Origin of the sequence: Singulisphaera sp. GP187, assembly GCF_900129635.1 — a bacterium.
Lineage (GTDB): Bacteria > Planctomycetota > Planctomycetia > Isosphaerales > Isosphaeraceae > Singulisphaera.
On record NZ_FSRB01000002.1, the window covers coordinates 355,224 to 368,229 of the forward strand.

A 13,006-nucleotide genomic window follows, 5' to 3' on the forward strand; every position below is an offset into this window, starting at 1 on the left:
CGGGCGATCAAGCGATGAAAACAACCGCACCACCAGTTTATGGTTTGATGGCCGAATTCACGAGCGCCGAGGCGGTCGTTTCGGCCGCCGAGCGCGCCTATGAAGCGGGCTACCGTCGGATGGATGCGTACTCGCCCTATCCGGTGGAAGGGCTGGCCGAAGCGATCGGGTTTACGCGGAACCGGCTTCCGCTGCTCGTTCTGATCGGCGGGCTCGTGGGGGGCTTGGGCGCCTACTTCATGATGTGGTACTCGTCCGTGATCCACTACCCGATCAACGTGGGGGGCCGGCCGTTGCATAGCTGGCCGGCCTTCATCCCGATCACGTTCGAGCTGACGGTCCTCGGGTCGGCAGTCACGGCGGTACTCGGGATGCTCGGCCTGAACGGGCTGCCGATGCCCCATCACCCGGTCTTCAACGTTCCGGGCTTCGCCCTGGCGTCACGCAACCGATTCTTCCTCTGCATTCAGTCGGACGACCCCCAATACGACCCGACCACGGTCCGCGAGTTCCTCGAGGGACTGGGGCCGAAGTTGGTCTCGGAGGTCGCCACTTCGGCCGGTGGAGAGGCCACGGGGCTGGGACATTGATGCCGAACAATCAACCTGACATGCGTTTATCAACGAAAGAGTCGAGGATGCACTTCGGGCTTCAAGACTACTGTCGAGCGCGGCCGGCCACTTGGCTGCCGTGCCTGGCGCTCTTCTTGCTGCTGGCGGGTTGCGCCGAGCAAGAGATGGACAAGCAGCCGAAGTATCAACGCCCCTATCAAGAAAGCACTTTCTTCGCCGACGGCCAGTCGGCTCGCCCCTTGGTCGCCGGCACGGTCGCTCGCGGCCAGGCGCGGACCGACCGGGCCTACTACGAGGGGAAAGTGTCGGGCGACCTGTTGATCAACGAGATCCCGGCCAAGGTGGACCGCAAGTTCCTGGCCCGGGGACAGCAACGCTACAACATCTACTGTTTGCCCTGCCATGGCGCGACCGGCGACGGCCAAGGGATGATCGTCAAGCGAGGGTTCTCGCCCCCGCCTTCGTTCCATCTCGAGCGGCTTCGGGACGCGCCCTCGGGGCATTACTTCAACGCCATCACGAACGGCTTTGGCGCCATGTATTCTTATGCCTCGCGAATCCCGGTCGATGATCGCTGGGCGATCACCGCTTACATCCGGGCGCTTCAGTACAGTCAGCACGCCAAGCTGGATGATGTCCCCGCCGAGTTTCGGCCGAAACTGGAGGGCCAAGGGCGATGAACGCCCCTGTTAATCGTCACCCGCGCCCGTCGCTCGACCGAGTTCGCCGCATCGCGGCCCAACTCGCCGCCGGGGGCGCTGCGCTCTGTCTTCTCGCCTGGCTGGTCAATCCCGCCCGGTTCTTCCAGTCGTATCTCGTCGGGTTCATGTTCTGGGTCGGCATCTCGGTTGCTTGCCTGGCGGTGATCATGGTTCACCACCTGGTCGGCGGGCTCTGGGGGTTCGCGATTCGCCGCCCCGCCGAGGCGGGGGCGTTGACCGTCCCCTTGATGGCGCTCCTGTTCCTGCCGATCGTGCTGGGGATGCGTTACCTCTACCCGTGGACCGACCCGAGCGTGCTCGCCGCGCACGCGGTGGTCCGGGCCAAGGTTCAGTATTTAAATGTGAACTTTTTCCTGATCCGGGCGCTGATCTACTTCGTGATCTGGACCGGTCTTGCCTTGGTCCTCAATTGGGGGTCGCGGGTTCAGGACCGGACGGAGGCCCCCTACCCCACCCACCGGCTCCAGACCTTGAGCGGGCCGGGGATGGTCCTCTACTTCCTCACGGTGACGTTCGCGGCGGTCGACTGGGGGATGTCCCTGGAGCCCGACTGGTTCTCCTCGATCTACGGCGTGATGCTGTTGGTGGGGCACGTCCTGGCGACGTTGGCGCTGTTCATCATCGTCGCGACCTGGTACTCGGAGACCGAGCCGCTGTCGGAGGTTGCCACGCCGCAAGCGTTCAACGACCTCGGGAACTTGCTGCTCGGGTTCGTGATGCTCTGGGCCTACATGTCGTTCTCTCAGTATCTGATCACCTGGAGCGGCAACCTCGCGGAAGAGATTCCGTGGTACCTGAGACGCTCGGTCGGAGGCTGGCGGCCGATCGCCGCGATCTTGATCGTGTTCCACTTCTTCGTCCCGTTCTTCTTGCTGCTCTCGCAAGATCGCAAGCGGAAGGCGCGGGCCTTGACGAAGGTTTGTATCGCGATCTTGTTCATGCGTTTCGTGGATAATACCTGGCTCTACCTGCCCGCGTTCCAGGCGCGCAGCATCCTCGAGTTCTGGTCGGTCATCCCGGCGTTTGCCGCGATCGGCGGGATCTGGATGGTGGTCTTCCTCAACCGGTTGGACGCGAGGTCGCTCTTGCCTCAGAACAACCCGCAGTTGATTGCCGCCCTCGAGCACCATGGACATGGAGACTGAGCGATGGACCAGCACCCCGTTGAACATCGCGCCGAGGGGGACGGCACCAACCCCGGCTATGAGGTCAAGGATGTCAATCCGCGCTACCTCCTGGCATTCGGGATCGTCCTGGTCATTTTCCTGACCGTGCTCGAGGCCGGCGAGATGGGAGTCTACCGGCTCTTCATCCAGCCGACCGCGTCGGATCCAGCCGCCCGGGCGCCAGGCGATATCTACGACGTTCTGCACCAGACGCGGGAGACCGCGAACCAGACGCTGACCAGCTACGGATGGGTGGACGCCAAGGCCGGCGTCGTTCGGATCCCGATCGATCGCGCGATGGACCTGGTGGTCGCGCGGGACGCCCTCAAGGGCAAGGGACCGAAGACCGAGGCCGAACTCAACGGCCACGCCGGCACGCCCGCCGAGGCGGCGGACGCCAAGCCCGAAGCGACCAAAGACTCCACGCCCAAGGAGAAGGATATGAAGAAATGACATCCTTCAAAGCGGGACGACCATTCTTTGGTCTGCTCGCATTTCTGACGCTCTGGACCGGGATCGGCACTGCGCCGGTCCGGGCGGACCAGGACGAGATGACCGGGATGATGGCGCGGGTCGGGTTCGACCAGAACCTCGACGCCCAGATTCCGCTCGACCTGCCGCTACGGGACGAGCACGGGCGCACGGTCAAGATCGGCGACTATCTGGGGAAGAAGCCGGCGATCCTGAACCTGGTCTATTACCGCTGCCCGATGCTCTGCAACGAGGTGCTCAACACCTTGTTGCGCAGCATGAACGCGCTTTCGTTCGACGTGGGCAAAGAGTTCAACGTGATCACGGTGAGCATCGACCCCAAGGAGACGCCGGGCCTGGCCGCGCGGAAGAAGGCGAGCTACCTGGCTCGCTATGGCCGCCCTGGAGCCGAGAACGGCTGGCACTTCCTGACCGGCGACCAGGCATCGATCACCGAACTGGCCAAGGTTGTGGGGTTCCGCTACGAGTGGGACGCCAAGAACAACCAGTACGCCCACGCCGCGGGCATCATGATCGTGACGCCGCAGGGCAAGCTCTCTCGCTACATCTATGGATTGAGCTACCCCGCACGTGACTTGCGTCTTGGCCTGATGGATGCCGCGATGCGGAGGATCGGCTCGCCGATCGACCAACTGCTTCTCTTGTGTTACCATTACGACCCGAGAACAGGTCGATATAATCTTGCGGCAATGAATGTCATCCGAATCCTGGGCTTTGCCACGATCGGGAGCTTCGGGACGTTCGTGTTTGTCATGCTCCGGAGAGACCGGCGGAAGGTCGTCCTAGAGGATGCGTGAGTGATCGACCGTGGGGCCGGCCGTTTTGGCCGGCCTAAGCCATCGAGGATTCTGTCGAGTCATGTGGGACTTCCCTCTATTCCCGGATCGGGCCACCGCCATTGCTTGGCGGGTGGATGCGGTCTTTTTCTTCGAGCTGGCGATCTGCCTCGCCTTTACGGCCCTGATCTGCTTCCTGATCCTGTTCTACGCGACCAAGTACCGCAAGGGGTCGCGGGCGGACCGGTCGAACCCGGTGTCGTCGAACCACCTGCTCGAGGTGGTCTGGATCGGGGTGCCCCTGGCGATCTCGATGATGATTTTCGTCGTGGGGACGGTGGTCTACTACCAGATGTTCCAGGTCCCGCCCAATGCCCCCGAGGTTTACGCCATGGGCCGGCAGTGGATGTGGCAGATCGAGCATCCGGGGGGCAAGCGCGAGATCAACGAGCTCCACATTCCGCTTGGGCAACCGGTCAAGCTGTTGCTGAGTTCGCAGGATGTGATTCATAGCTTCTACGTGCCGGCGTTCCGCGTGAAGCAGGATGCCGTGCCCGGCCGCTTTACTTCGATGTGGTTCCAACCCGACAAGGTCGGCAAGTTCCACTTGTACTGCGCGGAGTATTGCGGGACCAAACACTCGGGGATGATCGGCTGGGTCGTCGTCATGGAACCGGCCGACTATCAGCGCTGGCTGGAAACCGGCCCCTCGACGACGCCGATGGCCACATCAGGCGAGCAACTGTTCAAATCGTACGGCTGCAATGGTTGTCATGGCGTGAACTCGACGGTCCGGGCCCCCTTGCTCGACGGAGTTTACGGCCACTCGGTCCCCCTGGACGGGGGAACGATCGTGACCGCCGACGAACGCTATCTCCGCGACTCGATCCTTCTGCCCGCGTCGCAGGTCGTGGCCGGTTATAAACCGGTGATGCCGACTTACCAAGGGCGGATCAAGGAGGACGAGTTGCTCAAGATCATTGCTTACATCAAGGCGCTTGGTCGCAAGAACGAGAGGGTGGAGAAATGAGCGCCCAAGGGGCCGAGCCCCAGCCGAACTATCTGACGGCCGGGCAGAGCGTGCGGTCGTGGCTGCTGACGACCGACCATAAGCGGATCGGTCTGCTGTACATGCTTTCGATCACGCTATTCTTCTTCCTCGGCGGCGCGGCGGCCACGCTTGTGCGGCTCGAGCTGATGACCCCCCAAGGGGACGTCGTCCAGGCCGAGGACTACAACAAGCTGTTCACCGCGCACGGCGTGATCATGGTCTTCTTCTTCCTGGTCCCGTCGATCCCGGCCGTGCTCGGTAACTTTCTGATCCCGATCATGATCGGAGCGCGCGACCTGGCGTTCCCGAGGATGAACCTGGCGAGCTGGTACATCTACATGCTCGGCGGCCTGTTCACGATCTGGTCCTTGCTGACCGGAGGCGTCGACACCGGCTGGACGTTCTACACCCCGTACAGCAGTATGTTCTCGAACACCCAGGTCATGTCGGCCGCGGTGGGGGTGTTCATCGTCGGGTTCTCGTCGATCTTCACCGGCCTCAACTTCATCGTCACGATCCACAAGATGCGCGCTCCGGGGATGACCTGGGGCAAGCTCCCCTTGTTCGTCTGGGCGCATTATGCGACCAGCGTGATCATGATTCTGGGGACCCCGGTGCTCGCCGTGACGATCGCCCTGGTGGGCCTGGAACGGTTCTTTGGGTTCGGGATCTTCGACCCGAAGCTCGGAGGGGACCCGATCCTCTTCCAGCACCTGTTCTGGTTCTACTCGCACCCGGCCGTCTACATCATGCTCTTGCCGTCGTTCGGCGTGATCAACGAAATCGTCCCCTGCTTCACGAAGCGCCCGGTGTTCGGCTATCACACAATGGCCGTCGCGATGATGGGCATCGCGCTCCTCGGCTTCTTGGTCTGGGGCCACCATATGTTCGTGAGCGGCCAGTCGATGTACGGCGGGATGATCTTCTCGATCCTCAGCTACCTGGTGGCGATCCCGTCCGCGGTCAAGGTCTTCAACTGGACCGCGACCCTGTACAAGGGGACCGTCTCGGGCAGCACGCCGATGCTCTACGCCCTCGGCTTCATCGGCCTGTTCACGATCGGCGGCCTGACGGGCCTGATGCTCGCCTCGCTGGCGGTTGACGTCCACGTCCACGACACCTACTTCGTCGTGGCCCACTTCCACTACATCATGGTGGGAGGCGCGGTGATGGGCTACCTCGGCGGCATCCACTTCTGGTGGCCCAAGATCACCGGCCGGATGTATCCGGAGATCTGGGGCAAGCTGGCCGCGCTCACCGTGTTCCTCGGGTTCAACCTGACCTTCTTCCCGCAGTTCGTGCTCGGCTACTTGGGGATGCCGAGGCGCTACTACGAGTATCCGCCCGAGTACCAGGTGCTCAACGTCATGTCCACCGCGGGGGCCTCGATCCTGGCGGTTGGCTACATGCTTCCCTTGGTCTACCTGGTGCTCTCGCTCTGGATCGGCAAGGAAGCCGGGCCGAACCCTTGGGGGGCTGCGGGCCTGGAATGGCAGATTCCGTCGCCCCCTTCCGTCCACAACTTCGACGAGCCCCCGGTTGCGCCGGAGCGGCCCTACGACTATCCGCTCAGGGAGTATGACCGTGAGCTTAGCTGAAGCCCGACAACCCAACAGCCGCCTGGCCTCGCATTTTGAGGATATGGGTCAGCAGCTCGAGAGCTCGACCCTGGGGATGTGGACCTTCCTGGCCACCGAAGTGATGTTCTTCGGTGGTCTGTTCCTGGGGTTCTGCGTCTACCGGTTCACCGACGCGTCTCACGGGTTCGCGCTGGCCAGCCGGCAGCTCGACATCACGCTGGGGACTTTCAACACCTTCGTTCTCCTGACCAGCAGCCTGACCATGGCCTTGGCCGTGCGGGCCGGGCAGACGGGGGATCGTAAGGGGCAAGTTCGCTATCTGATCGCGACGATGATCCTGGCGACCAGCTTTCTCGGGATCAAGTCCTTCGAGTACTACGAAGAGTTCGAGAAGCACCTGTTCCCTGGAGCCCACTTCAACCCGGCCGCTTTGAAGCTGCCGGCTGATGCCCCGGCCACCTTGGCTCAGCACGCGCAACTCTACTTCGTCTTCTACTTCTTCATGACCGGCCTGCACGCGTTCCACATGATCATCGGGATCATCATCATGGGAATCCTGGCCGTGCAGGCCCAGCGCGGTAAGTACACCCCTGACTACTTCACGCCGTTGGAGCTGACCGGGCTCTACTGGCACTTCGTCGACCTGGTGTGGGTCTTTCTCTTCCCGCTCCTTTATCTGATCGACCTCCACAAATGAGTGCACATACAACTCCGCACGTTCTCCCGAAATCGACCTACTACGCGGTCTACGCCGCGCTGATGGTCTTGCTCGTGGCCACGGTTGGGTTTGCCTTCATCGACCTGGGATCGTTCAACTTCCCGGTGACGATGGCCATCGCCGTGGCCAAGGCGCTGATGATCGCCCTGATCTTCATGCACGTGTACTACAGCGAACGCCTGGTCTGGGTCTTCGCCGGGGCTTCGTTCCTCTGGCTCGGGATCATGATCACGTACACCCTGAACGACTACTTCACCCGAGGCATGCTCGGCATCCTCGGGAAGTGACCACCTGATCGAATCCTTTGGGATTCTTCGTTCCCCGACCGAGGGAACCGCGGACCACCGAGAAGTCCGCGGTTCCCTCGCTTTTTTGGTGTTGAGTTGCCCGGTATTTGGGGTCTCCCGCACTCTCGATGATGTCGGCCGAGCAAGTCCCGTCGTCGTCGCCCCTCGTCTCCGTCAGGCGACGCTAAGGCAAACGTAATCAACCCGGACCGATGGAGGTGCCGGATGAATCGACCCGAGGGCCCACTCGATCAGTTCACCAGGGTCAGGGTCGGATACTTCGGCCGATAGAACTTCCCCTTGTATCGCCGCATCAGGTATTCCATCACATAATCCTCTTCGTGCTTACCCAGCAGGAAGACAGCCTTGATCGACTCGACGCCGTGATCTCCCGCCAGGCGACGGACAAAGCCCGGACTGATGCTCTCGCTCAAGATCCATCCCCGGATTACCCCCTCCTCACTGGGCGTCAGGCCTGTCCCCTTCTTCTTGAGCCCCGCGAGGAGGTCGACGAAGTCCTGGATGATCTCCATCCCCTCCTCGGGGTTGAAGTAGACTCCGATGCCGTCCTTCGAATCCAGTAATTCGCGAGGGAGATTCATCGCGGGTGATGGCGACTTCAACCCGTGCTTCTTCATGACCTGTTCCTGGTCTCGGGGCGAAAGCGAGGCGATCTTCTCCTTCGCCGTCTTTTGCCAGTCGGCGGCCATCGCCAGCCCGTCGGGGTAGGCGACCCAGTCCTCGCCGTGCCGCGTCACGAACTCCTCATATTGACGGTGGACAAGCTCCCGCGCCTTCTTTAGATCCTCCGGGCTGTAGCGGTAATAGATGGCGGGCAGCATGCGATAGTCCCGCCTCAACTGGGCGATCGTCGCCGCGTCCAGGCGATCGAATGTCTTTTGCTTCCCGGACCAGTACCATTCGCCACCCCAGGGCACCAGGCTGCCTTGAATGAAGCAGCCTCGCGGGAACGGGTTCCGATCCAGGCTCATGCGGACGCGATACTTGCGATCGTTGATCACGTTCAGGACCTCGATCCGCTCCTTGGTGCCCGAGAGGACCTCGTATATGGCGTTGTGCCGCTCGGACCATGAAAGCAGGTCGGTTCGCCGCTCCGGTGGGAGGTCCAGGACGCTCGCGAGGATCTCCAGCGCCCCCAGCCCCGACCATTCAGTGCATTGCTGGCAGAGGAAGTCGTCGATGACGGCGATCTCCGAGGGCTTGGCCTCCTGTTCCTCGACGTAACGCTCGAAGAAGGTGCGGAAGAGATACGACCGGGTGCCCAGCCAGATCAACTTCCGCTTGACCTCCCAGCCATAATCATCGGGCGTCCCGAGGAAGTGCCTGATGCCCGAGTCCCTCGGGAGGTCGGCGAACTGCTCCCGCAAGGACCCGGCCACGGCATCCGCCACGCGGAGCAAATCGACGTGTTCGGGGGCGATAATCAGGTCGGGGATCATCCGGGGATAGAGGACGTAGAGGAGGTGCCGGACGCGGCGAGGCGAAATCTCTTCCGGGGGGCGATTGGCTTCCACCTCCGGGATCAGGGGCAGAGGTGTGCCGAAGAAATCGCGGTGATATTGCTCAAGGCTGTGCCAGATGCCGATCCCGCAATGGAGGTCCTCGGCAAACTCGACCAGGATCGCCGCGAGCGTTTTGAGGTGGGGACGGGCGATCTTCAGCGTGTCATGGGTTAAGTCCTTCTGTGTCCTGGTCAAGGTTCGCACCAGCGCGGTCTGGATTCCGGGGAGGTAGTCCTCCACGGAGCCCTCGAAGCCTTCGGGACGGAACTGCAACTTCGACATCGGACCTGTTCCTTGGGCGATTTTAGGACAGGGTTGGGGTCAAGAACTTCGTCGCCAGCATTCCCGCCGATTCTCCCCGATTCCGCCTCAAAGGTGCAAATGTGGCCAGACGCCTCAGCAGGGTAGGTGTCAGCGGTATGTCGGAGGCCGAGCGGAATCGAGCCTTTGAGCGGTTCGAGTGACCACGGTAACGCAATCGCCGTTGGGTGCCACGCAACGTCGATTACTGATGCCTCATCCTACTGCACTCATGTGCTTGTTTAGCAAGGCTTTCTGTTCCTGAGTCAGGGTGTGGAGCACAGGCGGTTTCGGCGGCTTATGCGGTTTGCGACGAGGCCACTTGCGTGTGGCTTTCGGGCTCTTCTGCTTCCGGCACCCGGCGCGGCAGCCCGCGAGTCGCTTGTGGTAACACTTGGCCTTGGGTTTCACGGCCGCGTCGATCTCCTTGCGGATCTCGATCAGAACTTTGCGGGGGCTGATCACTGGGCCATCGGTCGCCGACGCCGACGCCGGCCGAAGCGCCAGGTCGGCATGCGCCAGGAGGATCTGCGTGGCCAGCAGTGACAACTCGGCCTCGCGATGCACCAAGGCCACCGTGCGGCTAGCGAGTTTCAATTTATTGATTATACGCTTGTATGTGCGAAATAGTCCTTCATTACGCCATCTCCAGCGGTAGAATTTGGCGGCCGTCGCCGCCGACATCCGGGCTGGGTCGAGGACGTCGGTCAGGAGCCAGACGTCGCGTTTGACCGACCCCTTACCCTTGCCCTTGGCCGGGATCCGGATCAAGCGGCATTGGATCGGCGCTTCCCCTTTCTTCTGGACATAGTTCGGCCAGTACAAGACAGGGCCTTCGGTCCAATCCTCCAGGTTCGCCACTTCGAGGGTGTAGAGGTCGACCCGCGACGACATCCGGAACAGGAACGATCGCTTGACACCGAGGATCGCCCGGACCAGATCGAAGCCCATATAAGCGGCGTCGCAGACGATCAGGGCCTCGGGCGAGAGGGTGGCGAGCAAGTGCCTCAAATGCTCTTGCTCGGCCGCGGTGCCCGGGCCGAGTCGCCACGACCAAAGCAGTCCCGTGGGCAAGTGGACGAACGCCGTCAGCCAGACGTTGGGGGCCGCGTCGTTCTTGCCGGCCTGCCCGAGTCCCCGTTCCAACTCGGGGGTGCGGGGGCACTCGATCCGCGAGCCGTCGCAGCCCATCGGCTCGAAGCCGTCGACAATCCGCCGCGACCCCAGTCGGGCGTGGATCTGTTGCCGAACCCCCGCGGCCAACGCCCTGAGTTGTCGCATGGGGACGCGTCGCATCGCTTTCTGGAAGCCGACGAGGGTCTTTCCCGGGCGTCTTCGCGACTCATGGCAGGCGACGTAGTATCCCCGGGCCTTCTCAAACCTCTCGGACTCGGAGTCGCCGGTGGCCCAGGTCATGGCGAGCATGACCACGACCAGTGGCTGGAGATCCCACCGCGGCGCCGACCGCCTTTGAGGAACAACCCCTCGGGCTTGCTTCCAGACCGTCGGGGTGAGAAACTGTCGGACATAGCCGATCAACGACTGCGGTTGCTGCAAGCCTTGCAGCGTCCGAGCTGCCTTCATCGCCGTTCTTCCTCAATCCAGGTGAGTGCCGGTTGCTAGCCGCACCCATCATGACGAAGAACGGCGATTTTTTGCCCCCCCTTCTCTCGAACGAACCGCAGCCACGGAGCGGCAGTAATTCTCTGGTCCGGTGAGAGTTACATCCGTTGTTGACGACGCCGAGTTACTGACGTTGGGTGCCACGGGTTGTACCCAACCCGTGAACGAAAGCCCAGGTGTTTGGCTCACGGGTTGGGTACAACCCGTGGCACCCAGGGCTTGCACATGATTCAATACAAAGAAAAACCAGGTCCACGTGCTTAGAAGTCGATCTTCGCCCGCAGACCGAAAAGGAACGACGACCGGGCGTCGAATTGCGCGGGATCAATGGCCTGGACGTCGGCCGCCAGGGTGAACCCATTGGTGATCACCGCGTTATAGTAGAGTTCGAAGCCCTGGTCGTTGCGGACCGGAGCGACCGTCCGGAGCGCATCCTGAAGGACGCGACTGGTCCCCAGGTAGTAATAGCCCACGCCGAACGAGTCCGCGGCGCGGCCGGGCAGCGGGCTGGCGCCGCCGGCCCCGAGGTTGAGGAGCCAGTGGATCGGATTGGTCTGCCCATTGGCGAGACTCGCGTTCCCGAAGATCCCCCAACCCTTGTTGGGGGTCTCGGCGTCGACGACGATAAACTGATCGAATCCGTACGTGAGCACGTATTCGCCGTTACGTCGAAGCGAATTCGTCACTGACTGGGGTAGGATGACGTAATCGTCCTCGGTGAGTGGGCTGAACTTGCCGGTCGCAAAGGCCATTTCCAAGGTCTGGTGACCGGGCAAGCCGAAGGGCGTCACAGGCAAGCGAAGGCTGGCGAACATGGTCGCGCCATTGCGGAACATTCGGCTCAGGCCACTCGTGTCGGGGCTGCCGCTCGAGTCGAGGACGAGGAAAGTGAAGACCGGGTCGTATTCCCGGAGGTAACTGAAGCCCGCGCCCGGGGTTGAGTAAGGAATCGTGTGGCCGTAGATCGGGCTGAGGACGAACGCTTCATTCATGAAGCGATTGATGCCGTTACCGCCCAGGAAGGGATGGATATTGACGCCGTCGGCGGCGTTGAGCTTGCCGAAAGTGACGACGAAATCGGGCCCCAGGAACTGCTCGACCTGCAAGTTGGTCAGGGCCGAGGCGCTTCCCGTCGGCTTGGGAAACTCCATCGCGAAGTTCGCGGGGATCAGGGAGCCGGTGTCGCGGTTGACACTCTGCCCGAATCGGCTCTCTCCGTGGAGGTTGACGAACAGCCCTTCCCAACCGAAGAGTTTCTCGGCTTCGATGGTGCCGAAGTAGTCGAACTTGAGCCCGTAGGGGAAGGACTGGCGGAGGCCTCCGCTCGTCGTTCCCTGGTAGAACTGCGAGAGGTTGGTGCGGAGATCGATCCCCTTCTCGAACAGGGCGTCGCGCAAGCCGAACCCGTTTCCCATGAGGAAATAGGACGGAGCGGCCGGCGTCGGGCGCTCTGTCGTTTCGGTTGGCGGCTCGGTCGTTGTCGCTGATTTCCCGCCGGGCAGGTCCGTGTACGGCCAGGCCGTCGGCGCCGGCCTCGCACCGGCCGGGAGATTCGCCCCGGGCAGCCCCGGGATGATGACGGCGTTCTGCGCCTTCGCGCGGGTCGATGAGAGGGCGAGGAGGACCAGAACGCCAGGCAGGAGAACGACCCATCTCCACTTGTGGCAGCCAACCCTGATCATGAAATCCTCGTCGATTCCCGGCGGCCTTTTGATCCGGGCTTGGCCCTCCTCCTCCAAAAGCTCATGTCGCGGGCTGACGACGGATGAGCACCCGGTTCGCCCGAGGGCAGCCGTTCAATCTCGCGGTCGTATCGAAATTATCGGCAGAAACGGCCCGACGAACGAGCGTCCCGAGTCGGAAATCGCGAATTGCGCCGCAGGATGGACCGTGAAGCCAGTTCGTGCCGGCATGGGTTCGGTGGCAGGGATCGGGTGAGAGTAGGCGAACGCACTGATGTGAGACGCTCTCGATACCCCATCTAAGTTCGGAAATTCAACGCGTTTTCACGACTGATCCTTGCGTCGGCACTACTCGTCGCCTAAATTGTCCCCTGCGTGGGGGTCGGAACACACAATCACTTTCCCGATGTAGACTTCACGGTCATCGATCGCGGCGCAATCAACACGGGTTCATCCTGTGTCTAAGCGGCCGGCCACGGTTTTACTTGAATTCTGATGGGTGGCGGGGCCATGC

Annotated in this window: 12 protein-coding genes; 9 read left to right on the top strand and 3 right to left on the bottom strand. The window is 62.2% G+C overall.

Translation table 11 applies throughout. The features are described from left to right. Positions 1-47: 47 nt before the first annotated feature. The 9 genes from BUS42_RS25920 to BUS42_RS25960 all read left to right on the top strand — a co-directional run bounded on the left by BUS42_RS25920 (position 48) and on the right by BUS42_RS25960 (position 7,364). Positions 48-590, top strand: coding sequence for a DUF3341 domain-containing protein (locus BUS42_RS25920; protein ID WP_074311883.1), 543 nt, complete (start codon positions 48-50; stop codon positions 588-590). A gap of 47 nt (positions 591-637) precedes the next feature. Next, positions 638-1,252, top strand: coding sequence for a c-type cytochrome (locus BUS42_RS25925; protein ID WP_074311885.1), 615 nt, complete (start codon positions 638-640; stop codon positions 1,250-1,252). Beyond that, positions 1,249-2,439: a hypothetical protein gene (locus tag BUS42_RS25930; protein WP_074311887.1), complete on the top strand. Its 1,191-nt coding sequence runs from the start codon at positions 1,249-1,251 to the stop codon at positions 2,437-2,439. The genes BUS42_RS25925 and BUS42_RS25930 overlap by 4 nt, the downstream gene beginning before the upstream one ends. Positions 2,440-2,442: 3 nt before the next feature. Continuing rightward, positions 2,443-2,913, top strand: a complete 471-nt coding sequence (locus BUS42_RS25935) for a hypothetical protein (RefSeq protein ID WP_074311889.1) — start codon at positions 2,443-2,445, stop codon at positions 2,911-2,913. Beyond that, positions 2,910-3,749: an SCO family protein gene (locus BUS42_RS25940; protein WP_074311891.1), complete on the top strand. Its 840-nt coding sequence runs from the start codon at positions 2,910-2,912 to the stop codon at positions 3,747-3,749. The genes BUS42_RS25935 and BUS42_RS25940 overlap by 4 nt, the downstream gene beginning before the upstream one ends. 61 nt (positions 3,750-3,810) lie before the next feature. Then, on the top strand, positions 3,811-4,758 hold the full coding sequence (gene coxB, locus BUS42_RS25945) for a cytochrome c oxidase subunit II (protein ID WP_074311893.1): 948 nt from the start codon (positions 3,811-3,813) through the stop codon (positions 4,756-4,758). Further along, on the top strand, positions 4,755-6,377 hold the full coding sequence (ctaD, locus tag BUS42_RS25950) for a cytochrome c oxidase subunit I (protein ID WP_074311895.1): 1,623 nt from the start codon (positions 4,755-4,757) through the stop codon (positions 6,375-6,377). Before coxB ends, ctaD begins: the two co-directional genes overlap by 4 nt. Beyond that, complete coding sequence (locus BUS42_RS25955; protein ID WP_254053800.1) at positions 6,358-7,056, top strand: cytochrome c oxidase subunit 3; 699 nt, start codon at positions 6,358-6,360, stop codon at positions 7,054-7,056. The genes ctaD and BUS42_RS25955 overlap by 20 nt, the downstream gene beginning before the upstream one ends. After that, positions 7,053-7,364 (top strand): cytochrome C oxidase subunit IV family protein, encoded by a 312-nt coding sequence (locus BUS42_RS25960; RefSeq protein WP_074311899.1) that lies wholly within the window; start codon positions 7,053-7,055, stop codon positions 7,362-7,364. The genes BUS42_RS25955 and BUS42_RS25960 overlap by 4 nt, the downstream gene beginning before the upstream one ends. A gap of 251 nt (positions 7,365-7,615) precedes the next feature. On the opposite strand, the gene BUS42_RS25965 is transcribed toward BUS42_RS25960, so the two are convergent. From BUS42_RS25965 to BUS42_RS25975, 3 genes are all read right to left on the bottom strand, one after another. Then, complete coding sequence (locus BUS42_RS25965; protein WP_074311901.1) at positions 7,616-9,169, bottom strand: DUF3843 family protein; 1,554 nt, start codon at positions 9,167-9,169, stop codon at positions 7,616-7,618. 234 nt (positions 9,170-9,403) lie between these two features. Then, the gene (locus BUS42_RS25970) at positions 9,404-10,771 is read right to left on the bottom strand and encodes a transposase (protein ID WP_074304734.1); all 1,368 of its coding nucleotides are present in this window, start codon (positions 10,769-10,771) and stop codon (positions 9,404-9,406) included. 299 nt (positions 10,772-11,070) lie between these two features. Beyond that, positions 11,071-12,492: a carbohydrate porin gene (locus tag BUS42_RS25975; protein ID WP_143206512.1), complete on the bottom strand. Its 1,422-nt coding sequence runs from the start codon at positions 12,490-12,492 to the stop codon at positions 11,071-11,073. Positions 12,493-13,006 lie beyond the last annotated feature (514 nt).